A 22,955-nucleotide genomic window follows, 5' to 3' on the forward strand; every position below is an offset into this window, starting at 1 on the left:
GGACGCCAAGACCTACCGCTTCAACCCGTTCGACCTCACCAAGGTCTGGCCGCACGCTGACTACCCGCTGATCAAGGTGGGCACCATGGAGCTGAACCGGAACCCGGAGAACTACTTCGCGCAGATCGAGCAGGCCACCTTCGCGCCGTCGAACTTCGTGCCCGGCATCGCCGCGTCCCCGGACAAGATGCTGCAGGCCCGCATCTTCTCCTACGCCGACGCGCACCGTTACCGCGTGGGCACCAACCACGCCCAGATCCCGGTGAACCAGCCCAAGAACCAGGTCAACAACTACAGCCAGGACGGCGCCGGACGTTACCTGTTCAACGCCCCCTCGGTTCCGGTCTACGCTCCGAACACCTTCGGCGGCCCGGCTGCCCTTGAGCCGCAGAACCCGGCCGGCGGCTGGGAGAACGACGGCGAACTGACCCTCGCCGCGCACTCCCTCCACGCCGAGGACAGCGACTTCGTCCAGGCCGGCACGCTGTACCGCGAGGTCTACGACGATGCAGCCAAGGCCCGCTTCCTGGACACCATCACCGGTGCCGTGGGCGGCGTCAAGCGCTCCGACATTAAGGAACGCGCCATCCAGTACTGGACCAACGTTGACGCCGAACTCGGCGCCAAGCTCCGCGCCAACCTCGGCGCAGCACCCCTCTCTGACGCTGAGGCAGCCAACAAGATCGGCTGATTCCGCCCGGATTTGCATCTGAAACCACCCCGCCACGGCTGCCGCGGCGGGGTGGTTTTTGCGCTTTCCACATAGCCGACTTCGCCGTAGCCGCGGCGAAGCGCGCTCCCTAGGATCGCTGTATGACAACTTTCCAGGGCATACCCTCCGGTGCTTTCGGGTTCTATGCCGAGCTGCAGGACAACAACAACCGGGAGTGGTGGCTGGATCATAAGGACAGCTACCAGTCGCTGGTCCGGGATCCGCTCGCGTCGCTCCTCGAAGAGCTCGAACCCCGGTTCGGGCCAGGAAAAATTTTCCGCCCCAACAGGGATGTCCGGTTTTCACTCGACAAGTCCCCTTACAAGACCGCACAGGGCGCGTTTGCCTCAGGCCAGGAGGGCGTGGGGTACTACCTTCAGATCAGCGCGGAGGGCCTGCTGGTGGGCGGGGGCTACCATTCGCATTCGCCGGCACAGCTGGCAAGGTACCGGAACTCAGTTGACGCCTCGGGCACCGGGGAGTCGCTGCGGCATATTGTGGAGGCCGTGACGGCCGCCGGGTTTGCGGTGGAGGGCGAGAAGCTCAAGACCGTGCCGCGCGGTTACGCCAGCGACCATCCGCGGGCCGAACTCCTCAAACACAAATCGCTGGCGGCAAGCGTTGACCTGGGCCAGCCCGAATGGCTGGAGAGCCCCGCCGCTGTCCCGGAAATCGCCAGGCTTTGGGAGGAGCTGCGCCCGCTGGTGGACTGGGTCACCCGGCACGCAGCCCCGTGATACTGCCGGCAGCAGGCGGGACTGGGCTGCCTGGTATTCAGGCGTCCTGGACGGCGGCCAGGCGGGTTTCGAGGTTGTTGAAGAAAACGGTCAGCATCAGTTCGAAGGCTTTGGTGGCCGCCTCCGGTTCGTTCATGACCACGAAGTCGAACTGCAGCCCGTAGAAGGTGGAGGTGAAAAGCCGTGCGTCGGTATCCGCATATGCTTCCGGGATCCCCTGGACCATCAGCCAGTCGCGGGTCTTGTGGTGAAGCATCCGGAAATGCTCCTGGGACGTTCCGCGCGGCTCGGCGGCGACGATGTCCTGGGCAGTGGCCTCGAATTCCAGCCGCGTCAGGTGCCGGTTCCGCTGAGCCATGGTCCACTGCCAGGAATCCAGCAGGAACTCCCGCCAGGCGGCGCGATCGATGTCGTGGACATCGGTGTTTCGCATGCGGTCCAGCCGGGATTCGATCGAGACCACAATGTCATTGATCAGCTGGTCGCGGCTGCCGAAGTGGTACACCAGCACGTAGGCGCTCATGCCCAGCCCCTCCGCAAGGCTGCGGAACGTCAGCTCCGCCAGCGTCTTATCCATCAGGTAATCCAGGATGGCGCCCAACAGCTCGGCTTTTCGTTCGGGTCGTGTGGGTCGTGTGGGTCGTGCCATGAATCCATCCTAGGAGCCGGACATGCAAATGCCCGCCCGGGTATGGCCCGGGCGGGCATCAGCAGCGGGCCGGTCAGGCGCGGGTGAACTCGTCCTCGTCGTCGCGCTCGGAGGCGGCAGCGGTTGAACCGCCCGCAGCGGGGCCGTTGACCGCGGTGCTGGCAGCGCTGAAGCGCTCGTTCAGGCGCGAGTGGCGCTGGCCGTACGCGAAGTAGATCGCCAGGCCGATGATCAGCCAGATGGCAAAGAAGATCCAGGTCTCCACGGCCAGGTTGGTCATCAGGTAGAGGCACAGCAGGGCGGACACAACCGGCAGGACCTTGCCGAACGGGACGCGGAAGGCGGGCTTCAGGTCCGGGCGCTTCTTGCGCAGCACCAGGATGCCCAGGCTGACCACAACGAAGGCGGACAGCGTGCCGATGTTGATCATTTCCTCGAGCAGGTCCACGTTGGTCAGGCCTGCCACCAGAGCTACCGCGGCGCCGCAGATGATCTGGAGGCGGACCGGCGTCGAACGCTTCTCGCTGGTCTTGGACAGTGCCCGGGGCAGGAGGCCGTCGCGGCTCATGGCCAGGACAACGCGGGACAGGCCCATCAGCAGGACCATGATCACGGTGGTCAGGCCCACCAGGGAGCCGAACGCGATAATCTTCGCGGCGGACGTGTCGCCGACGGCTTCGAAGGCCGTGGTGAGTGTCGGGTTCTCGGCCTCGGCCAGTTGGGTGTAGGACACCATGCCGGTGAGGGCCAGCGAAACCAGGATGTACAGCAGGGTGACCAGGGCGAGGCCGCCGAAGATGCCGCGCGGAAGGGTCTTCTGCGGGTTCTTCACTTCCTCCGCGGAGGTGGCGACCACGTCGAAGCCGATGAAGGCGAAGAACACCAGCGCGGCACCTGCGAAGATGCCCAGGGTGCCGTACTGGGCGGGGGCCGCGCCGGTGAGGAAGCCGAAGAAGGACTGCTTCAGGACGTCAGCGGCGCCGGTGCCGCCGGTGGGCTCGGCTGCGGGGATGAACGGTGCGTAGTTTTCGAACTTGACGTAGGTGAAGCCCACCACGATCACGAAGAGGACGACGCCGATCTTGATCAGGGTGAAGATGTTGCCTACCCGGGCGGACAGCTTGGTGCCGAGCACCAGCAGCACGGTGAAGACGGCGACAATCAGGAACGCGCCCCAGTAGAGGTCAACGCCGCCCAGCGAGACGGCCGGCGGAATGTCCGCGCCCATCAGCGCGAAGACCTTGCTGAGGTAAATGCCCCAGTACTTGGCGATGACTGCCGCGGCGGTGAAGAGCTCCAGGATCAGGTTCCAGCCGATGATCCAGGCGAGGAGCTCACCCATGGTGGCGTAGGTGAAGACGTAGGCGGAGCCGGCCACCGGGATGGCGGTGGCGAACTCGGCGTAGCACATGATGGCCAGGGCGCAGGTGATGGCGGCGATGGCGAAGGACAGGGTCACGGCCGGGCCGGAGAAGTTGGCGGCAGCCTTGGCACCCACGGAAAAGATGCCGGCGCCGACAGCAACGGCGACGCCCATGATCATGAGGTCCCAGGTGCTGAGGGAGCGCTTGAGCTTGCGTCCGGGTTCATCGGCGTCGGCAATCGACTGCTCGATGGATTTGGTCCGGAGAAGGTTCATTGGGGATCACAATCCTGATTTGTGAAGGAAACGGACCTATCCACGATAGTGTCCATCCACTGGACGGCCCCAATTGTTCCGAATGGTGAGACACCCCTTCTGCCAAACTTTATTCTGCATCAAGCGCTTGAGGCCCTCCGGATGGAGGGCCCCAAGGGCTACTTATCCGAACGGGCTAGGCCGGCCAATCCATCAGGGTGGACCGGATCAGGAAGCGCTTGCCGTCGGGCGCTTCCACCGAAAAGCCGCTCCCCCGCCCGGGAACCACATCAACGGTCAGGTGGGTATGGCTCCAATAGTTGAACTGCTCCCGGGACATCCAGAACTCCAGCGGTTGCGGTTCCGGCCCATCCGAGAGATCGAACAACCCCAGGAGGACGTCCGAATCGCCGGTCAGGAAGTCCCCGACCGGATAGCACATGGGCGAGGATCCGTCGCAGCAGCCGCCGGACTGGTGGAACATCAGCGGCCCATGCCGGACCCACAGCGAGCGCAGCAACTCCACGGCCGGCGGCGTGAGCGCCACCCGGGAAAAGTCCTCCCCGGGCAGCGTCACTGCAGCATCGAGGCTGTCCAGGGCCATCAGAACCTCAGGACCACGCGGCCGTCGATCTTGGCGTGCTTCATCTCGTCGAACACGGCGTTGACCTCCGAAAGCTCCCGCACGGATACCGTCGGGTGGATTTTTCCCTGGGCGTAGAAGTCCAGCGCCTCCTCCAGGTCCTGGCGTGTGCCCACGATCGAGCCGCGGACGGTCAGGCCCTTGAGCACAATCTCGAAGATCGGCGCCGGAAAGTCGCCCGGCGGCAGCCCGTTGAACACAATCGTCCCGCCACGGCGGGCCATGCCGATCGCCTGTCCAAAAGCTGACGGGTGCACTGCGGTGACCAGGACTCCATGGCAACCTCCGGTTTCACGCTGGATCACTTCCACAGGGTCTTCGTGCAGGGCGTTGACGGTCAGTTCCGCACCGTGCGCCTTGGCCAGGGCGAGCTTGTCGTCGGCAATGTCCACGGCCGCGACCCTCAGCCCCATGGCCACGGCGTACTGCACGGCGATGTGCCCCAGCCCGCCGATACCCGAGATGGTGACCCACTGGCCCGGCTTGGCTTCGGTCATCTTCAGGCCCTTGTAGACGGTGACGCCGGCACAGAGCACCGGCGCCACCTCGACGGGGTCGGATCCCGCCGGAATGCGGGCGGCAAAGCGGGTATCGACGAGCATGTACTCGCCGAAGGACCCGTCCACGCTGTAGCCGCCGTTTTTCTGGACCTCGCACAGGGTTTCCCAGCCGGTGCGGCAGTACTGGCAGTCGCCGCAGGCGGACCAGAGCCAGGCGTTGCCCACCAGGTCGCCCACCGCGAGGTCGGTGACGCCCTCGCCCAGTGCCACCACTTCGCCCACGCCCTCGTGGCCGGGAACGAAGGGCGGTGTGGGTTTGACCGGCCAGTCGCCCTCGGCGGCGTGGAGGTCGGTGTGGCAAACGCCGGTGGTGAACACCTTGACCAGGGCTTCCCCCGGGCCGGGGGTTGGGATGGGGAGGTCCTGGACCTGGAGCTCCGTGCCGAACCTGTTTACTACTGCTGCTTGCATTGTCGTCGTCATTGGCGAAAATCCTTGCGTCGTTGTAGCGATGGTGTGCGAAGGCTTAGAAGAAGCCCAGCTTGTTTTCGTTGTAGCTGACCAGGAGGTTCTTGGTCTGCTGGTAGTGGTCCAGCATCATCGAGTGGTTTTCCCGCCCGATGCCTGAGGACTTGTAGCCGCCGAACGCGGCACCCGCCGGGTAGGCGTGGTAGTTGTTGACCCAGACGCGGCCTGCCTGGATTTCGCGCCCGGCGCGGTACGCAATGTTGCCGTTGCGGGACCAGACGCCGGCGCCCAGGCCGTACAGGGTGTCATTGGCGATGCCCATGGCGTCGTTGTAGTCGCTGAACTTTGTCACCGACACCACCGGGCCGAAGATCTCCTCCTGGAAGATCCGCATCTTGTTGTGCCCCTCGAAAACGGTGGGCTGGACGTAGTAGCCACCGGCCAGGTCGCCGGGCAGCTCTGCCCGTCCGCCGCCGATGAGGACCTTGGCGCCCTCCTGCTTTCCGATGTCGATGTAGGACAGGATCTTCTCGAGCTGGTCGTTGGAGGCCTGTGCGCCCACTTGGGTTTCCGTGTCCAGCGGGTTGCCCTGGACCATTTTCTCCACCCGGGCCACGGCGTCGGCCATGAAGGAGTCGTAGATGTCTTCCTGCACCAGGGCGCGGGACGGGCAGGTGCAGACCTCGCCCTGGTTGAAGGCGAACAGCGCGAAGCCCTCCTGTGCCTTGTCGTAGAACGCGTCAGAGGTGTCTGCTGCGACATCGTTGAAGAAGATGTTGGGGCTCTTGCCGCCCAGTTCCAGGGTGACGGGGATGAGGTTCTGGCTGGCGTACTGGCTGATCAGGCGGCCGGTGGTGGTCTCGCCGGTGAAGGCGATCTTCCGGATGCGGGGGCTGGACGCCAGGGGCTTGCCGGCCTCGACGCCGAACCCGTTGACAATGTTGAGGACGCCGGCCGGGAGGAGGTCGCCGATGAGCTCGATGAGCACCAGGATGGACGTCGGCGTCTGCTCGGCCGGTTTGAGGACCACGGCGTTGCCGGCGGCGAGCGCCGGTGCGAGCTTCCAGACGGCCATCAGGATGGGGAAGTTCCAGGGGATGATCTGGCCCACGACGCCGAGCGGCTCGTGGAAGTGGTAGGCGGTGGTGTCGTCATCGAGCTGCGAGAGCCGGCCTTCCTGGGCGCGGACGGCGGAGGCGAAGTAGCGGAAGTGGTCCGCGGCGAGCGGGAGGTCCGCGTTGAGGGTTTCCCGGACAGGCTTGCCGTTGTCCCAGGTTTCGGCGACGGCGAGCATCTCCAGGTTCTCGTCGATGCGGTCGGCGATCTTGTTCAGGATGGCGGCGCGTTCAGCGACGGACGTCTTGCCCCAGGACGGCGCCGCCTTGTGGGCTGCGTCCAGGGCCAGGTCGATGTCCTCTGCCGTGCCGCGTGCCACCTCGCAGAAGGCCTTGCCCGTGACGGGGGTGATGTTTTCGAAGTACTGGCCCTTCACGGGGGCCACCCACTCGCCGCCGATCCAGTTCTCGTAGCGGTCCTTGAAGGTGACCTTCGAGCCCTCGGTTCCGGGCTGTGCGTAAACAGTCATTGCTAGCTCCTTTGCTGTGCAGTCCCAGGCTTTCGCCGTTGGAGCAAGCGTAGGAGCGGACAGGTTGCAGCGAGGTTGCAACGTTGCCCAGTTGGTTGAGCACAGGGGCCACGCCCGCCGGGTTCCCTGGCCGAGCTTGCGAGGTTAGGGAGCGGGTGGGGATTAAGCGCGGAGTTCGGCTTCCAGCCGTTCCAGGTCGGCGACGACGGCGGCCCGCTTGGGTGAGCGCGCAGGAAGGAGGCGGAGGGCGGCACGGCGGACCCCGACGTCGTCCCTTGCCTCGGGCAGCTCGGCGTACCTGAGGAGCGACTCGGCGCTGCCGTCGGTCAGGACTGCCTCGCGCAGCAGCGACGAGACCCTGTCCCGCAGCTCCACGATGCCGGGCGCCTCGGACCGCGGGAGGACGGCGCCTCGGTAGATTTCCAGGGCGATGCGGTGCGCGCCGCGCTGCAGGCAGCTCAGCACCTGGCCGCTGTCCGGCACCACGTCCACGGGCAGGCGGTAGGGCCGCGATCCCGGGACGGCATCCGGATTGAGTTGCTGGAGGACTTTGCGCAGGCGCACCATCTCCGCCCGGAGCGTGATGGCGGAGCCTTCCCCGGGGTACAGCAGGACGGTGAGTTCTTCGGCGCTGAGCCCGTCGGGGTGGGTGCTGAGCAGCGCAAGGATTTCGCTGTGCCGGGCGGACAGTGCAACGGTTTTGCCTTCGAGGCTGAGCAGGGCCTGGTCGCGGCCCAGCAGCTGCAGGCTGTTCCGGTAGAGGCTGCCTTCCTTGGCGCCCGTGCCAGGTGCGCGGGCAGCGGAAGACGCGGCCCGCCGTCGTACCGGCCTGTCGGCGAGCCCTGCGGCCAGCTGGAGGCGCTCGACACGCAGCTGCGCCTGGGCTGCCGCCACGGTTGCCTCCACGAGGGACAGGGTGTGGGGGGCCACCGCCGTGGCGGTGCCCGTGATGTCCACGACGCCGAGGACCGCACCGGAATCGGGGTCGTGGAAGGGTACGGCGGTGCAGCTCCACGCATGCACGGCGCGCTGGTAGTGCTCGGCACCGGCGATCTGGATGCCGCGGCCCAGGGCAAGGGCCGTTCCCGGAGCGCTGGTGCCCACCGTGGCCTCGGACCAGTCGGCGCCGGGGACGAACATCATTCCCTCGGCCCGGCGCTGCAATGCGGGGTCGCCCTCCACCCAGAGCAGACGGCCCACTTCGTCGCCGACTGCCACCAGCAGTCCGCTGTCGTGGCTGGGCTGGACCAGGAGTTTGTTGATCACGGGCATGATGGCGGCCAGGGGGTGCTGGCTGCGGTAGTCCTCCAGCTCATCCCGGTCCAGCGCCAGCGGTGCGGCAGGGTTGTCCGGATTCGCCTTGAAGCTGACCGAACGCTGCCAGGACTCGCGGATCAGGTTGCGCAGGCCGCTGGGGGCATCCGGAAGGGCGCCGCCGTCGAGCTGTTCGTGGGCGGCCAGGGCGCTGGTCTGCAGCGGTTCCGGCTGGATCAGGTTCCTCATTGAACTCCTGTGCTGCCTGAAGGCACGGCATCACCATGCCGGCCAAGGGGTGGCCGCCATTCTAACCCTGCACCGGCCCGTAGCGCCCGTGGTCCCCTGAAAAACCTCAGCCGCGGGAAATCCGGATCATGTCCTCGCGGGGAACCACCTTGATCCGTTCCCGGACCACGTGGTCCAGGCCCTCGGGCCCGGTCCAAGCGGCACCGAGGCCTGCCTCATGGGCATCGAGCCGGTTCCACCCTTTCCAGGTGGTGTATTCAATGCCGCGCTCTTCCAGCAGGTCGATGATGGCCTGCGGATCCGGGTTCTGGGCCGGGGGCAGCGTGAGCCGGTCTTCGAGGAGAAATCCGATGGTTTCCAGCGCGTCGCCCTTGGTGTGGCCGATCAGGCCGACAGGTCCACGCTTGATCCAGCCGGTGGCATAGATGCCCGGAACCGGGTTGCCCTCGGCATCCAGGACCCGGCCGCCCTCGTTCGGAATGACCCCGCGCTTGGCGTCGTACTCCAGTTCATCCAGGGCCGAGCCGTGGTAGCCGATGGCACGGTATACCGCCTGGACCGGGTACTCGATGTACTCCCCCGTGCCTTTGGCGTTGCCGGTGCCGTCAAGCTGCATGCGCTCAAACTTGATGCCGCCCACCTTGCCCGCGCCGTCGTCGAGCACTTCCACGGGGCTGTGCAGGAAGTGCAGGTGCAGGCGCCGGGATGACGGGTTCTCGGATTCTGCGTGCTCCTCCACCAGCCAGTTGGTCAGGGTGTTCACCATGGTCTTGATCTGGTTGTTGGTGCGGATGGCTTCATCCGAGGCGTCGTCGAACTCGAAATCCTCCGGATACAGCACGATGTCCACATCATTCATGTGGCTGAGCTCCCGCAGCTCCAGCGGCGTGAACTTCACCTGGGCCGGGCCGCGGCGGCCAAACACATGCACGTCCGTGACGGGCGAGGATTTCAGGCCCTGGTAGACGTTGTCCGGGATCTCGGTGCTGAGCAGTTCCTCCGGGTGCTTCACCAGCATGCGCGCCACGTCCAGGGCCACGTTGCCGTTCCCGATCACCGCGATCTCCCTGGCCTCCAGCGGCCATTCGCGGGCAACGTCGGGGTGCCCGTCGTACCAGGACACAAAGTCGGCGCCGCCAAAGGAACCCGCCAGCTCAATACCGGGAATGGCCAGGTCCGCATCCTTGACCGCGCCCGTGGAGAAAATCACGGCATCGTAAAAGGACCGGAAATCGTGCAGGGTGAGGTCCCGGCCGTACGTCACGTTGCCCAGGAACCGGATGTCGCCGCGGTCCAGGACCTTGTGCAGGGCGTTGACGATGCCCTTGATGCGGGGGTGGTCCGGGGCTACGCCGTAGCGGATCAGGCCGTAGGGTGCGGGGTATGCCTCGAACAGATCAATGCTGACCTCGAAGTCGCCGTCCTTCACGCCGCGGGACTTGGTGAGGATATCCGCAGCGTAGACCCCCGCCGGTCCTGCGCCCACAATGGCGACGCGAAGCGGGCGGTTGGAAGCTGTTTCGCTGGGGTTGGACACCGGGAGCCCTTCTGAACTGACCATTTTCATGATGCATCGGGATGCGCCGAGTCGGGTAGCGCACAATCCCTTATTCTAGGCCTCAGCCGCTCTTGGCCAGCGGCACCACGTTGCCTTCGCGGTAGAGCAGCGCACGAAGCTCCGCCTCCGCCGATTGAAGACGCTTGGGGTCGATGGTCTCGCCGGCGTGGTAGTGGTCCAGCACGCGGGGGTCCACATAGCTTTTCCGGGCGATGGAGGGTGTGTTTCCCAGGGTATCGGCGGCGTCGTGCATTGCCCGGCTGATGGCCCTCTTCCGTTTGGCGGCAGTCCTCTGGGGACCGGTCCGGGCCAGGCTTTCGGCAGCCGTGATGGTGCCGCGCAGGGTGCGGAAGTCCTTCGCCGTGAAGTCGGAGCCAGTCCGTTCCTTCACATAGGCGTTGATGTCGGCGCTGGTGACCGGGCGCCATCGGCCGCCCTCCTTGTACGCAAGGAGCCTGGCGTTGGGGCCCCGCCGTTTGAGCAGGCGCAGCAGGGCAGCGAGGTCGGCGTCGCGTATCTCCGATTCCCAGTCCTTCCCGCTCTTGGCCGGGAACCGCAGGTGGATGCGGTCCTTGCGGACCTGGACGTGGGCGCACAGCAGGGTGGCCAGTCCGCGGCTGCCGTTCTCGTTGGTATAGCGCTCGGAGCCTACCCGCAGGGAACCGCTGTCCAGCATCCGGAACGCCCCGGCGAGGACGCGCTCCCGGGTAAAGCCTTCGCTGCGCAGGTCCATCGTCACCCGGCGGCGGGCGGAAGGCAGGGACTCGGCAAGCTGCAGGGAACGGTCAAACTTGAGCCGGTCCTTCCGCTCCCGCCATTCGGGGTGGTAGATGTACTGGCGCCGGCCTACCGCGTCCACCCCCGTCGCCTGGATGTGCCCGTTCTCGAACGGGGCGATCCACACGTCCGTCCAGGCCGGTGGAATACCAATACTCTCCAGCCGGTCCCTGACGGGCCCCGGGGGCAGGGTGGAGCCATCGAGGTCCCGGTAGCTGAAGCCCTTGCCGGCGGGCACCCTGCGGTATCCGCGGCCCGAGGCGTTGCTGCGCCGGAGCCTCATGGGGCGGCTTTCGGCAGGTCGGCAAACATCATAAAAGCAAGCCTACTGACTATTTGGCGTTTCCGGCGGTGCCGGCTTGGAATACCTGTCCCGGTGCTGGTGTTATGGGTTTCGTGCCCACCCCTGAAGGATCCTCCCCCGCCAGTCCGCCAAGCGCAGCCATGACAGGCACCGCTTCTGCCAAAGGCGCCCGCGGAGGCGGAGCAGCGGGTGCCGCGAAGCCCGGCGCCCCCAAGGCAGTGGACAAAGAGACGACGGCGGGAATTCTCTTCGGCATCGGGGCTTACGGGCTGTGGGGGCTGCTTCCCCTGTACTTCTTTGTCCTCATGCCGGCAGGCGCCATCGAAATCGTGGCAAACCGCGTGGTGTGGTCCCTGCTCTTCTGCGCACTGCTGATCACTGTCACCCGGGGCTGGCCGGCCCTGGTTGCGGCGGTCCGGAACCGTTCGGTGTTCGGCCCCCTGGCCCTGGCCGCGTTCCTGATCGCCATCAACTGGCTGACGTACACCTACGGCGTGACCACCAACCAGACGGTGGAAGCTTCATTGGGATACTTCATCAACCCGCTGGTTTCCGTCCTCCTTGGCGTCTTCGTCCTCAAGGAAAAGCTGCGTCCGCTCCAGTGGGCCGCCGTCGGGATCGGCTTTGTGGCGGTGGGCGTCCTCACCTACTCCTACGGCAAGCTGCCGTGGATCGCGCTGACCCTGGCCTTCAGTTTTGGCCTCTACGGCTTCGTCAAGAAACGTGTCGGCCCCAGGGTGGATGCAGTCACAAGCCTCAGCGTGGAGACCATGGTTCTGGCACCCTTCGCGGCGGCCACCATGGTTTTCCTTGCCGTCACGGGTTCCGCCACGCTCACCACCCAGGGTGCAGGGCACTTCTGGCTGCTGCTGGCCTCCGGCGTCATCACCGCCGTCCCGCTGGTCTTCTTCGGCGCTTCGGCCCGCCGGCTGCCGATGACCACCATCGGGCTCCTGCAGTACTTCGCGCCCGTGCTGCAGTTCATTGTTGCGCTGCTGGTGTTCCGGGAAGCCATGACCGTGGACCGCTGGATCGGATTCGGTGTGGTGTGGCTGGCCCTCATCGTCCTCACCGTGGACATGCTGCGGACCGCGCGCAAAAACTCGGTGGCCCGCAAGTATGCGGCCCACCACCCGGCCTAGTCCGTAAACCCAGGAAGGCGGGACCAGCAGATGCTGGTCCCGCCTTCCTGGCGTTGCCGGAGGGAGTCGTTTCCGGTTAAGCGTTGGCCTTGATGGCGGCGGCGAGGACGTCCAGGCCGTCGTTCAGCAGGTCATCGGTGATGACCAACGGCGGCAGCAGGCGGATCACGTTGCCGTAGGTGCCGCACGTGAGGATGATGACGCCTTCCTTCAGGCAGGCGGCAGCAACAGCCTTGGTCAGTTCAGGGTTGGGTTCCTTGGACCCGGCCTGGACCAGTTCGATGGCCAGCATGGCGCCGCGGCCGCGGATGTCGCCGATCACGCCTGTGCCGGCGCCAGCCAATTCGGCCTGCAGTTCACGGAGGCGGCCGGTGGCGAGTGCCTCGATGTGGCGGGCGCGGCCGGCCAGGTCGTATTCCTCCATGGAACCGATGGATGCCAGGGCAGCGGCGCACGCCACCGGGTTACCGCCGTAGGTACCGCCCAGGCCGCCGGGGTGGACGGCGTCGAGCAGGTCGGCGCGGCCGGTGATGGCGGACAGCGGCATGCCACCGGCGATGCCCTTGGCAAGGGTCATGATGTCCGGGATGACACCCTCGTGGTTGACGGCAAACCATTCGCCGGTGCGGCAGAAGCCGGACTGGACCTCGTCGGCGATGAAGACAATGCCCTTTTCCTTGGCCCATTCAGCCAGTGCCGGCAGGAAGCCCTCGGCCGGGACGATGAAGCCGCCCTCGCCCTGGATGGGCTCGATGATGATCGCGGCAACTTGGTCCCCGCCGATCTGCTTTTCAATCATGGTGATGGCGCGCTTGGCAGCCTCGGCACCGGTGATCTGCGGGTTTTCCTCGCGGTACGGGTAGCTCATGGGCATGCGGTAGACCTCGGGCGCGAACGGGCCGAAGTTGGTCTTGTACGGCATGGCCTTGGCGGTCAGCGCCATGGTGAGGTTGGTGCGGCCGTGGTAGGCGTGGTCGAAAGCGACGACGGCGTCACGCCCGGTGGCGAGGCGGGCCACCTTCACGGCGTTTTCCACGGCTTCTGCGCCGGAGTTGAAGAGGACGGTGCGCTTTTCGTGGTCACCGGGGGTGAGGCGGTTCAGCTGCTCGGCGACGGCCACGTAGCCTTCGTAGGGTGTGACCATGAAGCAGGTGTGGGTGAAGTGCTCCACGGCTTCCTTGACGGCACCGACGACGGCGGGATCGGACGCGCCCACGCTGGTGACTGCGATGCCCGAGCCGAGATCGATGAAGGAGTTGCCGTCAACGTCATGGATGATGCCGCCGTCGGCGTCTGCCACGTATACGGGAACGCCGGAAGCGACGCCCGCGGCCACCACGGACTTGCGCCGCTCGGCGAGGGCGAGGGACTTGGGGCCCGGGAAGTCGGCCTGGACGCGGCGCTTCTGCTCCAGGCGGAAGGTGATATCGGATGCGGTGGTGGTCATGGGTTTTCCTTTCAGAGCCTGGTGATCGAGCCTGTCGAGATCTTGGTTTCGACAAGCTCAATGACCGAAGAATTTATGAGTCGAGTGCGCTCATGACGTGCTTGATGCGGGTGTAGTCCTCCACGCCGTACATGGAGAGGTCCTTGCCGTAGCCGGACTGCTTGAAGCCGCCGTGCGGCATTTCGGCGGTGAGCAGGATGTGGGTGTTGATCCAGACGGCACCGAAGTCCAGGTCCCGGCTCAGGCGCATGGCCGTGCCGTGGTTGGTGGTCCAGACGCTGGAGGCGAGGGCGTATTCAACGTCGTTCGCGAGCTCAACGGCTTCTTCCTCCGTGCTGAAGCTCTGGACGGTGATGACGGGGCCGAAGGTTTCCTTCTGAACCACGTCGTCGGTCTGCTTGGCGCCAGTGATGATGGTGGGCTCGAAGAAGTAGCCCTTCTCCCCCGCCCGGTGGCCGCCGGTTTCGATGCGGCAGTTCGCGGGCAGGTTCTCCACCACGGACGTCACGGCGTTGAAGTGGTTCACGTTGTTCAGCGGGCCGAAGTAGTTGTCTTCGTCGTTCTGCGAGCCGGTGTGCAGGGTCCTGGTGTGTTCCACCATGGCTGCCACGACGTCGTCGTGCACCGAATCCTCCACCAGCACGCGGGTGATGGCGGTGCAGTCCTGGCCGGCGTTGAAGAACGCGAATTCGGCGATGGCAGCCGCGCTCTTCTTGATGTCGGCGTCCTTGAACACGATGGCGGGAGCTTTGCCGCCCAGCTCGAGGTGGGCGCGCTTGAGCCCCTTGGCGGCGCCGGAAGCGACGGCGATGCCGGCCCGGACGGAGCCGGTGATGGACACCAGGCCGGGGACCTTGTGCTCCACCATCATGGCGCCGGTCTGGCCGGTGCCGAGAATGACGTTGAGGACGCCGGCGGGCAGGATGTCCCCTGCCAGGCGGGCCAGGACCAGGGTGGATTCCGGGGTGGTGTCCGAGGGCTTCAGGACCACCGTGTTGCCGGCGGCGAGTGCGGGGCCGATCTTCCAGATGGCCATCAGGAACGGGTAGTTCCAGGGGGCCACCTGGGCCACCACGCCGATGGGTTCGCGGCGGACATAGGAGGTGTGGCCCTCGAAGTACTCGCCGGCGGACTTGCCTTCCAGGATGCGCGCGGCACCGGCGAAGAAGCGGAGCTGGTCTGCGCCGGCGGCCACTTCCTCGGAAGCGATCAGGGATCGGACCTGCCCGGTGTTGCGGTGTTGGGCCTCCACCAGTTCGTCACTGTTGGCTTCGATGGCGTCGGCGAGCTTGAGCAGCATCAGCTGACGCTGGCCCGGGGTGACGTGCTTCCAGGTCTTGAACGCGTCCTTCGCAGCGGCCATCGCGGCATCGACGTCGGCCTGCACGGAGATGGGCGCAACGGCCACCACCTCGCCGTTGGTGGGGTTCACGACGTCCAGCAGGCCTGTGCCGGCAGGGGTGACGAACTGTCCGTTGATGAAGTTCTGCAAGGTTTGGACCACGGTGTGCAACCTCTTTCGTAAGGGGCCATCGGCGCCAGGGTTATTGGACCAGGGCGGATGGATGGAACTGCCTTGAGCCTATGCCAGCGCCCCTGCCCAGTGAATAGCCACCTGCACACCCTTCCTTACGGTGTTTAGTGCGGTTGTCCAGAGCCCGTTTATCCTTGATGCATGGCCATTTCCCTCGCTGCCCTGCTGGGCGTGAACTCCCTGAAGCTTTCCAAGGCAGGGGTTGCTGAAACCACCTGGCACCAGGACATCAACTGGGTGGCGGTCACGGAGCTCGAGGATCCGCAGCGGTTCATCAACGGCGGCGAGCTGATCCTCACCACCGGGCTGCGGCTGCGTTCCGCGCCGGAGCAGCGGCGCTTTGTCCGCCAGGTGCAGCGGGCCGGGGCCGTGGGCATCGGATTCGGTGTGGGGCTCTCGCATGATGCCGTGCCGCCGGCACTCCTGGCCGAGGCCAACCGGTGGGGCTTGCCTGTGGTGGAGGTCCCCTATGAAACCCCGTTCATCGCCATCGGCAAGCTGGTGGCCGATGCCCAGTCCGCGGACCACTATGCCAAGCTGGAGCGGCTGATCGCCGGGCACCAGGTGCTGGCCCGGGCGCTGCTGACCGGCGGCGGGCTCGCCGAGCTCCTGAAGCACCTGGGCAGCATGCTCCGGACGGATATCGCCCTCACCCAGTTCACGGCGCAGCTGTACAACAGCAGCAGCGAGCCGCCGTCCGCAGACACCTGGTCCTCCTACCCCATCCCCACCGGCCGCCGCGATGCCTGCACCCTGTGGGTCCGGCAACCGTTCGAGGACTCCGGCATCATCGGCTACGCCCAGAACCTGATCAGCGTGGAGCTGAACAACATGGTCAAGCAGCGCCAGGCGCAGCGCGCCCTGTGCGGGCAGGTTCTCGAGGACGTCATCCACGGCGCGCTCGAAACCAGCGAGGCGCAGCGCCGGCTGGCCGGCGTGGGCGTGAACAGCACGCGCAAGAACGTGGTGCTGCTGGCCGTCTCCGCCGCGCACAACAAAGCCTTAGTGAGCACCTCCGTGCCGCGGGACCTGGAGAACTGTGTTGCCGCCGTCGTCGGCAAGGACCTGGTCCTGGTGGTCAATGACGACGGCGGGAAGGCGCCGGCCCTGGCGCGGAAGCTCAGCGACCACCTTGCCGAGGCCGGGATCCACGCCACCATTGGCATCGGCGGCGCGTACACCAAACCGAACGGCCTGCGCTGGAGCTACTTCGAGGCCCGGGATGCGGCAAGCCACGGGCTGCCCGTCAACGAGCCGGAGCGGCTGAGCCTGACATCGCTGCTGCTGGCCAGCGAGGACGTGCCGCTGGCGGACATGGCGCAGGAATCGCTGAACCCGCTGCGCACCTTCGATGCCGCCCATGGCGCCGAGCTGATGGCCACGCTGGAAAGCTACCTCAACAACAACGGTTCCGTGGCGGCCGTTGCCGAGGAGCTCACACTGCACCGCAATACCGTCCGCTACCGGCTGGCCCAGATCACCGAACTGACGGGGTACGACCCGTCGGTCACCTCGGACCGGGTGCAGCTGTGGCTGGCACTGGCCGTGGCCCGGCTGTCCGCCCGGCAGGGCAAGTAAGCCAACCCGGGGTCACTTCAGGCCCAATGTCCGCCGTTTCGGGGGCCTTACCTGACCCCGCGTCGCCTTGGACCTGTGCCTAGATGACCCCGCGCCGCAGGAGGTCGCGGGACTTTTTGCGGGCCTTCCCGTACTTCGATTCGGCGGCCGCCATCAGTTCTTCCTGCCGCTTCTGCAGCGCCCCGTAAGCTTCAGCCGTTGCCGCAGGATCCCGGTCCGACCGGAGGCCGGCGACCAGGTCGCGGGCCAGCACGGCGTCATGGTAATCGCCCAGGGTTTTCTGCTGCCGGTGGGCCGCCTTGGCCACCTTGCCCGCCCGTTTGCCCTTCACGAGGGCCGCTGATTCCGCCACATGCCGGAGCCGCTTTGCGTCCTTGCGCACCTGGTGGAGGGCATTCTCGTGGTCCGTTCCGCGCCGGGCGTGAGCGGCCGCCTTGTGCGAGCGCCGCAGCCGTTTCGCCGCCTTGTCCACGGCTTTCGCAGCCACCCTTTGCCCCGGCGCCACGGCCTGGGCGCGCACGGGCGGGTTGTCCCGGAAGTCTTCGAGGCTGTCCAGGAGCCTGAAGTAGCGTTTGGACTGCAGGGCCTCCTGGAGGCGCTGGTACCCGGCGTCGAACGTGGCTCCAGTCTGGCGTTCCACCCGGGCGCGCGCCGCGTCGGTACCCTCGCCCGGAGGGAGACTGTCCATGTGTCCACGGAGGAGGCCCAGCAGCACCTCGGCGTCCCGCGGCTCGCCGAGCAACCGGCCCAGCCATTTCAGCTCGTCCCGCAGCCGCCGCACCGGCACTGCCCGGTAGAGCTTCCGGTACGCGGCCAGGCCGGAACGGATCCGACGCGTGGCCGAACGCATGTCATGCACGCCTTCCGGTTCTTCCAGCCGGACCGCCCCGTCCTGGGCAAGGAGCTGCTCGATCTGTGACGCAACGTAAACGGTGACGACGGCGGCGGCCGGGGCCTTCTTCCCGGACAGGAGTGCGGGCGTGCCCTCCTCGCGGCTGGCGGACGTGCCCAGGGCCTTGGCCAGCTTCGAGGCATGCCCGGCGGGACGGGCGCCGGCTGCCAGCAGAAGCTGCTCGGCCGGGGCGAAGAGTTCCGGCTCCCCGTGGACCAGTTCCAGCTCCCACTCACGCCACTGCTGCTTGTGCCCTTCACCGGCTGCTTCGCCGGACACATCCTGCCCGTGCAGGCGCTCCGCCGTCACGCGGTCATCGGCCAGGTCCGCCAGGTGCACGCCGTCCCCGCCATACAGCGCATGGGTGGTGCGTTCGGTACGCAGCCGGACCACGGGGGCTACCTCCGCTCCCCGCACATACGCCTGCACGCGGGCCAGCAGGCTGTCCGGAACGACGCCGGGCTGGCCCAGCGGGGCGTGCAGCTCGCGGCGCTCCTGCGGTTCGGCCCCTGTGGAAGCGGAGGATTCGGGCGGCAGTTTCAGGTGCCAGCCCGCGTCGGTTCCGCCCGTGCGGCGGCGCAGGGTGATACGGCGGGAGGCCAGGGTGTGCTTGGCGGTATCGAAGTAGACGGCTTCCAGCAACGCGGTGTGCGGCTCGCCGACCCGGGCAACGCCGGGCAGGTCGTGCAGCGGGGGCACTACGGCGTCGTCGCCGGCGTCGTACTTTTTCTCGACCTCAAGTCCCTCGGAAGCCTTCACAGCCGTCCTTCCACAATTGCTGCAGTGCGTAGTCCGGATGCCCGGCATCCGCCCGTTCGCAGTCTATTGCCCCGGGCCGGAAAGCCGGGAGAGCTTGCCCACAGAACCTTAGACATCAAACGTCTAACCTTTACCCTTGAAGTATGTCTGCCACCCCGCCCTCGCCGGCCGCATCCGCTCCCGCTCCGGCCACTTTGGCATCCGCCGCTGCCGCTCCCGCGTCCGCGGCAGTCCCGGCCGTGCAGGCAAAGCCGCGGTCCGCCGTCGTCTTCGGCGTTATTGCGCTCGTCCTCATCGGGCTGAACCTTCGTGCGGGGATTACCGGGGCGTCGGCGCTGCTGCACGATCTGCAGACCGTGCTCGGCTACGGCCCGCTGGTGGCGGCGATCATTCCCTCCATCCCCACCCTCTGCTTCGCACTTGCCGGCGCGGGAACGTCCTGGCTCACCGGGCGGCTGGGCGTGGAGAAGGCGATTCTGCTGGCCCTGGCAATGCTGGCCGGCGGTCTCCTGCTGCGCGGCATTCCGGCCACCGGGATGCTGGTTGCCGGCAGCGTTGTGGGGATGTCCGGCCTGGCCGTCTGCAACGTGGCCATGCCGTCCTTCATCCGCGAGCATTTCGCCTCCCGGACTTCTCTGATGACCGCCATGTATACGGTCACGATGACCACCGGTGCAACCGTCACCGCCGTGGCGGTGGTCCCCCTGGCGCAGGCGCTGGGATCGCCGTCCGCGGCCGTCGGCGCCATCGGAATCACCGCCGTCGCGGCCTTCCTGGGCTTCCTTCCCGTGGTGCTGCACGCGCACCGCAACAGCTCCCGCGGCACCGCGGGCGCCATCTCGCCCTGGCCGCTGCTGCGGACCCGAAAAGGCGTGCTCCTCACCGCGATCTTCACACTGCAGGCCCTGCTCGCCTACGCCCTGCTGAGCTGGTTTCCCTACATGCTCACCACCATGGGGCTCAGCGCCTCGGACAGCGGGCTGATGTTCGGACTGATGCAGCTTGTCTCGGTCCCCGCCGGCATGGTCCTGATCGCCATCGGGTCACGGCCGCGGATGCTGCGGCCGGCGTTCTACCTGGTCAGCATCGTCATGGCACTGGGGCTGGTGGCACTGCTGGTGCTGCCCGTGCAGCTCTCCTTTGTTTCGGCCGTCCTGCTGGGCTTTGGCCTCGGAATCTTCCCGCTGGTGATGGTGATGATCAGCCGCAGCGGGGCAAGCACGGCCGAAACTACCGCGCTGTCCACCCTGGCGCAGTCCTCCGGCTACCTGCTGGCTACGGCCGGGCCCTTCGGAATGGGCCTGCTGCACGGGGCAACCGGGGGCTGGACCCTGCCCCTCGCGATCCTGCTGACCCTGGCGCTGGTCCAGATTGTGGTGGCCCACCTGATCACCGGCACACCGATGACCGGCAAAGCCAACACCAGATAAAGTAGGACGCCATGGCACTGAGCCCCTCCACCCGCGCGCCCCTGGCCGATGAAGTTACCGCCAAACTGCGCGCCATGGTCCACTCCGGCGAGTGGCAGCTGAACCAGCGCATCCCGTCCGAGACCGAACTGATCGCCGGACTCGGAGTGTCCCGCGGCACCCTTCGCGAAGCCATCAAGGCCCTCGCGCACAGCGGAATGCTGGAGGTGCGCCGCGGCGACGGCACCTACGTCCGGGCCATCAGCGAGATCTCCGGCGCCGCCCGCCGCATGTACCAGGACCACACGGAGGAGCACATCCTGGAAGTCCGGCTGGGGCTGGACACCCAGGCGGCGAGGCTGGCTGCAAGGAACGCCACCGACGACGACGTCACCGCCCTGCGCGGGCTCCTCACCAGCCGGGACCAGGCCTGGAAGAGCGGGGACTACGAGGGCTGGGCACGGGCTGACTGGGGCTTCCACGAACGGGTGGCCCAGGCCTCAGGCAACCCCCTGCTGCATGAGCTCTACGTCAGCTTTGGCCCCGTCCTCCACCAGGACCTCCTCACCCAGCAGGGCCGGCCGGGCTTCGAGGGGCTCCCCCAGGAAGGGCACGAGTTGCTGCTGGCGGCCATTGAACGGCATGACGAGGACGCCGCCGTCGCCACCGTGAACAGAAACCTGAACTCCTGCGCAGAGTGGCTCGGCACGTAATCGGTCAGTAGGCTTACTATCTGACGTAGGTAGTTAAGCCTGCCCTGCACCCGCAGGCGGGTGCCGCCGATGATGAGGAGTTCCCATGGCGCGATCCACACGCCTGACCGAACACGAGTTGGGCAACGAGACCCCACAGCCGAAACCTGGTGCCGAGGCCGCGGCGGCAGCCGAAGGGGCACCGCGGCAGGGCCAACCCCTTGGAAAATCTGCCCTGCAACGAGGCGCGAAACCCCGGGAAACCAAGCCGCCCAGCGCACTCTGGTCAGACGGGTTGGGCAGGGTGGGCATCCGCGCGGCCCAGATCCTGCTGATCCTGACCGTGGCCGTCGTCTCCGTCTACGCGCTGATGCAGATCAAGCTCCTGGTCATTCCGATCCTGATCGCGCTAATCCTGGCCGCCGCCATTGGCCCGTTCGTGAACATGCTGCGGCGCCGCGGGATGCGCGGAGGCCTGGCAACGGGCATCGCGTTCATCGGATTGCTGCTGCTGCTCGGCGGCGTTTTCACCGTGATCTACTTCTCGGTCCGCAGCCAGTGGGGCGAACTGGCAGCGCAGGCTTCATCCGGCCTCGACGAGCTGGAGCAGTTCCTGCGCACCGGGCCGATCCCCATCGAGCAGGAGCAGCTGGAGCAGGCCCGCCAGGGAATCATCGAGTTTGCCACCAGCAGCCAGGTCCGTTCCGGGGCGATCACCGGGCTGTCTGTGGTGACCGAGTTCATCGCCGGCACGGCCCTGATGGTGGTCATCCTGTTCTTCTTCCTCAAGGATGGCGCCAAGATCTGGAACTTCTTCCTCCGCCCGTTCCGCGGGGCCCGCGAGGCCAAGCTCCGCCGGGTTGGCAGCCGCACCCTTGAGGTCCTGGGCGGCTACGTCCGCGGCACCGCCATCGTGGCACTGGTGGACACGGTGGCCATCGGCGCCGCGCTGCTGATCATGCAGGTTCCGCTGGCCTTCCCGCTGGCCATCATCGTGTTCATCGGAGCCTTCGTCCCGCTGGTGGGCGCCACCGTGGCCGGCATCCTGGCCGCGCTGGTGGCACTGGTGGCTAACGGGCCCGTGGTGGCCCTGATCGTGGTGGCCGTGGTCATCGCGGTCAACCAGCTGGAGGGCGATCTCCTGCAGCCCATTGTCATGGGCAAGTCACTGCAGCTCCACGCCCTGGTAATCCTGATGGCCCTGACAGCCGGCACCATCCTCGCCGGCATTGTGGGCGCAGTCCTGTCCGTCCCCCTGGCCGCAGTGGCGTGGGCGATCATCCAGGTGTGGACGGCCGAGGATCCGAACATGGAGGACATGAACCCGGACCTGCCGCCGGCGAACACGCAGCCTGTCTAGCGCTGCGGTTCCTCCTTTTCGACGCACAAAAAACCTGGCGCACCTGAAATCTCAGGTGCGCCAGGTTTTTTGTGCGTCACAGATGACTGTGCGCGTCGCGTTTAGCGGCGCAAGCCCGCAAACACGTTCTTGGGACGCTGCATCTCGCCGTGCTTGGCTCCGAGGATCACCACGAGTCCGGCGAAGGCCGGAATCACCCATTGGAGCGTCTTGAGCTGCTGCTGGGCCGCCTGCAGTTCGTCGGAAGCACCGGGCCGCGGCTCGGTGGCGCCTTCGGAACCTTCACCGGCCAGCTTCTCCACCTTCTTGCCGAGCATGCCGGAGTACAGGGTCACCGCAGCGCCGGCCAGGGTCACCACGGTTTTGATGGCCGTGTCCCGGGCCACGCCGTCCTGCTGGGCAATGCGCTCCTTGTTCTCCCAGGCGATGGCCAGGTCCGCCACAAGGTGGGAGGCAAAGGCTGCCGTCTGGATCGGCGCCCATTTCATCCAGCCGGCGCTGGAGAGCCGGGTCCGCTCAGTGGGGTCCTTGGCTTCCGCCGCTGCACCATTCAGGCCGATGGCACCCATCAGGGAGCCACCGAACCAGGCTGCTGCCGTCAGGTCGTGTACTGACCGGGCAATGAGATTTCCTGCCATGATGTGCATTCCTTACGTTGAACTGGTTCCGGGATGCCGCTGCTGCGGACTTCGCTTTCCGTGTCCCATCGAGGTCATGGTCCGCCTATCGTAAGCACACTTACTAATGTTACGAAAGCCCGTCTTACGGGCACCGGACCGCGTAATATCGTGGCCATGGGAATGACAGGGACATTGTTCGGCTGGGCCTTCGGGGACCCGGCCCGGGAAGACGACAGCACATATGTGGACGGGCTTCAGCGCGAGGCGCTGCGGAACGCCCGGGAGACGGCGCAGGCCAAGGGCGTAGCTGCTGTGGCAGGCTCGGAGGTCTTTACCGTGCTGAGCGGACACGATTCCCTCGTGGAGCTGGACAACGCCCCCGGCCAGCTGGTGGTGCGCTGCACCGTCCACGTCGAAGGACCCGGCGCGGAGAAGCTGCGTGCCGAAGGACCCATGAACGGCTGACCG

The 22,955-nt window shown here is 66.6% G+C and carries 20 protein-coding genes; 8 read left to right on the plus strand and 12 right to left on the minus strand.

All coding sequences use genetic code 11. From position 1 onward, the window contains the following. Both DXK94_RS21770 and DXK94_RS20370 read left to right on the plus strand, forming a co-directional pair. Window positions 1–691 (plus strand): catalase (locus DXK94_RS21770; RefSeq protein WP_258868645.1); only part of this gene is annotated, 691 nt, incomplete at its 5' end. A gap of 122 nt (window positions 692–813) precedes the next feature. Continuing rightward, window positions 814–1,449 (plus strand): DUF2461 domain-containing protein, encoded by a 636-nt coding sequence (locus DXK94_RS20370; RefSeq protein ID WP_115526324.1) that lies wholly within the window; start codon window positions 814–816, stop codon window positions 1,447–1,449. Window positions 1,450–1,486: 37 nt separating this feature from the next. On the opposite strand, the gene DXK94_RS20375 is transcribed toward DXK94_RS20370, so the two are convergent. The 8 genes from DXK94_RS20375 to DXK94_RS20410 form a co-directional block, all read right to left on the minus strand. Next, entirely contained in the window at window positions 1,487–2,098 is a 612-nt protein-coding gene (locus DXK94_RS20375) for a TetR/AcrR family transcriptional regulator (protein ID WP_115526325.1), read from the minus strand. Window positions 2,099–2,171: 73 nt separating this feature from the next. Then, entirely contained in the window at window positions 2,172–3,737 is a 1,566-nt protein-coding gene (locus DXK94_RS20380; protein ID WP_115526326.1) for an amino acid permease, read from the minus strand. A 175-nt stretch (window positions 3,738–3,912) separates the two neighbouring features. Further along, the gene (locus DXK94_RS20385; protein ID WP_115526327.1) at window positions 3,913–4,320 is read right to left on the minus strand and encodes a DUF779 domain-containing protein; all 408 of its coding nucleotides are present in this window, start codon (window positions 4,318–4,320) and stop codon (window positions 3,913–3,915) included. Then, window positions 4,320–5,342 (minus strand): alcohol dehydrogenase AdhP, encoded by a 1,023-nt coding sequence (gene adhP / locus DXK94_RS20390; RefSeq protein ID WP_181884892.1) that lies wholly within the window; start codon window positions 5,340–5,342, stop codon window positions 4,320–4,322. The genes DXK94_RS20385 and adhP overlap by 1 nt, the downstream gene beginning before the upstream one ends. Before the next feature lie 43 nt (window positions 5,343–5,385). Beyond that, window positions 5,386–6,912, minus strand: a complete 1,527-nt coding sequence (locus DXK94_RS20395; protein ID WP_115526329.1) for an aldehyde dehydrogenase family protein — start codon at window positions 6,910–6,912, stop codon at window positions 5,386–5,388. A 162-nt stretch (window positions 6,913–7,074) separates the two neighbouring features. Then, window positions 7,075–8,415 (minus strand): helix-turn-helix domain-containing protein, encoded by a 1,341-nt coding sequence (locus tag DXK94_RS20400; RefSeq protein WP_115526330.1) that lies wholly within the window; start codon window positions 8,413–8,415, stop codon window positions 7,075–7,077. 106 nt (window positions 8,416–8,521) lie between these two features. Then, window positions 8,522–9,982: an FAD-dependent oxidoreductase gene (locus tag DXK94_RS20405; protein ID WP_395930264.1), complete on the minus strand. Its 1,461-nt coding sequence runs from the start codon at window positions 9,980–9,982 to the stop codon at window positions 8,522–8,524. A 52-nt stretch (window positions 9,983–10,034) separates the two neighbouring features. Next, window positions 10,035–11,033: a DNA topoisomerase IB gene (locus DXK94_RS20410; protein ID WP_115526331.1), complete on the minus strand. Its 999-nt coding sequence runs from the start codon at window positions 11,031–11,033 to the stop codon at window positions 10,035–10,037. Window positions 11,034–11,137: 104 nt separating this feature from the next. Here DXK94_RS20410 and rarD point away from each other — a divergent pair, with 104 nt between their 5' ends. After that, the gene (gene rarD, locus DXK94_RS20415; protein WP_115526332.1) at window positions 11,138–12,196 is read left to right on the plus strand and encodes an EamA family transporter RarD; all 1,059 of its coding nucleotides are present in this window, start codon (window positions 11,138–11,140) and stop codon (window positions 12,194–12,196) included. Between the two features lie 76 nt (window positions 12,197–12,272). Here the strand turns inward: rarD and gabT are convergent, their stop codons facing one another. Continuing rightward, window positions 12,273–13,643, minus strand: a complete 1,371-nt coding sequence (gabT, locus tag DXK94_RS20420) for a 4-aminobutyrate--2-oxoglutarate transaminase (protein WP_115526333.1) — start codon at window positions 13,641–13,643, stop codon at window positions 12,273–12,275. A gap of 73 nt (window positions 13,644–13,716) precedes the next feature. Then, a complete protein-coding gene (locus DXK94_RS20425; RefSeq protein ID WP_115526457.1) occupies window positions 13,717–15,147 on the minus strand; it encodes an aminobutyraldehyde dehydrogenase in 1,431 nt (476 codons plus the stop codon). A gap of 171 nt (window positions 15,148–15,318) precedes the next feature. Here DXK94_RS20425 and DXK94_RS20430 point away from each other — a divergent pair, with 171 nt between their 5' ends. Beyond that, window positions 15,319–16,755: a PucR family transcriptional regulator gene (locus tag DXK94_RS20430; RefSeq protein WP_079596552.1), complete on the plus strand. Its 1,437-nt coding sequence runs from the start codon at window positions 15,319–15,321 to the stop codon at window positions 16,753–16,755. Window positions 16,756–16,834: 79 nt separating this feature from the next. Here DXK94_RS20430 and DXK94_RS20435 read toward each other — a convergent pair whose 3' ends face one another. Beyond that, complete coding sequence (locus DXK94_RS20435; RefSeq protein WP_115526334.1) at window positions 16,835–18,406, minus strand: CYTH and CHAD domain-containing protein; 1,572 nt, start codon at window positions 18,404–18,406, stop codon at window positions 16,835–16,837. Between the two features lie 143 nt (window positions 18,407–18,549). Between DXK94_RS20435 and DXK94_RS20440 the strand changes: the two genes are divergently transcribed. The 3 genes from DXK94_RS20440 (at window position 18,550) to DXK94_RS20450 (ending at window position 21,867) form a co-directional block, all read left to right on the plus strand. Then, the gene (locus tag DXK94_RS20440; RefSeq protein ID WP_115526335.1) at window positions 18,550–19,836 is read left to right on the plus strand and encodes a CynX/NimT family MFS transporter; all 1,287 of its coding nucleotides are present in this window, start codon (window positions 18,550–18,552) and stop codon (window positions 19,834–19,836) included. Window positions 19,837–19,847: 11 nt separating this feature from the next. Further along, window positions 19,848–20,528: a FadR/GntR family transcriptional regulator gene (locus DXK94_RS20445; RefSeq protein ID WP_115526336.1), complete on the plus strand. Its 681-nt coding sequence runs from the start codon at window positions 19,848–19,850 to the stop codon at window positions 20,526–20,528. A gap of 85 nt (window positions 20,529–20,613) precedes the next feature. Further along, the gene (locus DXK94_RS20450; RefSeq protein WP_115526337.1) at window positions 20,614–21,867 is read left to right on the plus strand and encodes an AI-2E family transporter; all 1,254 of its coding nucleotides are present in this window, start codon (window positions 20,614–20,616) and stop codon (window positions 21,865–21,867) included. Between the two features lie 101 nt (window positions 21,868–21,968). Here the strand turns inward: DXK94_RS20450 and DXK94_RS20455 are convergent, their stop codons facing one another. Further along, window positions 21,969–22,505, minus strand: a complete 537-nt coding sequence (locus tag DXK94_RS20455) for a hypothetical protein (protein WP_079596547.1) — start codon at window positions 22,503–22,505, stop codon at window positions 21,969–21,971. A 156-nt stretch (window positions 22,506–22,661) separates the two neighbouring features. Between DXK94_RS20455 and DXK94_RS20460 the strand changes: the two genes are divergently transcribed. Beyond that, window positions 22,662–22,952, plus strand: coding sequence for a hypothetical protein (locus DXK94_RS20460; protein ID WP_115526458.1), 291 nt, complete (start codon window positions 22,662–22,664; stop codon window positions 22,950–22,952). Window positions 22,953–22,955: the final 3 nt, after the last annotated feature.

Origin of the sequence: Arthrobacter sp. RT-1, assembly GCF_003367205.1 — a bacterium.
Classification (GTDB): Bacteria; Actinomycetota; Actinomycetes; order Actinomycetales; family Micrococcaceae; genus Arthrobacter.

Coding starts and splice junctions, on each gene's coding strand:
- DXK94_RS20370 (WP_115526324.1), top strand. CDS start 814: ATGACAACTTTCCAGGGCATACCCTCCGGTGCTTTCGGGTTCTATGCC.
- DXK94_RS20375 (WP_115526325.1), bottom strand. CDS start 2,098: ATGGCACGACCCACACGACCCACACGACCCGAACGAAAAGCCGAGCTG.
- DXK94_RS20380 (WP_115526326.1), bottom strand. CDS start 3,737: ATGAACCTTCTCCGGACCAAATCCATCGAGCAGTCGATTGCCGACGCC.
- DXK94_RS20385 (WP_115526327.1), bottom strand. CDS start 4,320: ATGGCCCTGGACAGCCTCGATGCTGCAGTGACGCTGCCCGGGGAGGAC.
- adhP (WP_181884892.1), bottom strand. CDS start 5,342: ATGACGACGACAATGCAAGCAGCAGTAGTAAACAGGTTCGGCACGGAG.
- DXK94_RS20395 (WP_115526329.1), bottom strand. CDS start 6,912: ATGACTGTTTACGCACAGCCCGGAACCGAGGGCTCGAAGGTCACCTTC.
- DXK94_RS20400 (WP_115526330.1), bottom strand. CDS start 8,415: ATGAGGAACCTGATCCAGCCGGAACCGCTGCAGACCAGCGCCCTGGCC.
- DXK94_RS20405 (WP_395930264.1), bottom strand. CDS start 9,982: ATGAAAATGGTCAGTTCAGAAGGGCTCCCGGTGTCCAACCCCAGCGAA.
- DXK94_RS20410 (WP_115526331.1), bottom strand. CDS start 11,033: ATGAGGCTCCGGCGCAGCAACGCCTCGGGCCGCGGATACCGCAGGGTG.
- rarD (WP_115526332.1), top strand. CDS start 11,138: ATGGGTTTCGTGCCCACCCCTGAAGGATCCTCCCCCGCCAGTCCGCCA.
- gabT (WP_115526333.1), bottom strand. CDS start 13,643: ATGACCACCACCGCATCCGATATCACCTTCCGCCTGGAGCAGAAGCGC.
- DXK94_RS20430 (WP_079596552.1), top strand. CDS start 15,319: ATGGCCATTTCCCTCGCTGCCCTGCTGGGCGTGAACTCCCTGAAGCTT.
- DXK94_RS20440 (WP_115526335.1), top strand. CDS start 18,550: ATGTCTGCCACCCCGCCCTCGCCGGCCGCATCCGCTCCCGCTCCGGCC.
- DXK94_RS20445 (WP_115526336.1), top strand. CDS start 19,848: ATGGCACTGAGCCCCTCCACCCGCGCGCCCCTGGCCGATGAAGTTACC.
- DXK94_RS20450 (WP_115526337.1), top strand. CDS start 20,614: ATGGCGCGATCCACACGCCTGACCGAACACGAGTTGGGCAACGAGACC.
- DXK94_RS20455 (WP_079596547.1), bottom strand. CDS start 22,505: ATGGCAGGAAATCTCATTGCCCGGTCAGTACACGACCTGACGGCAGCA.
- DXK94_RS20460 (WP_115526458.1), top strand. CDS start 22,662: ATGGGAATGACAGGGACATTGTTCGGCTGGGCCTTCGGGGACCCGGCC.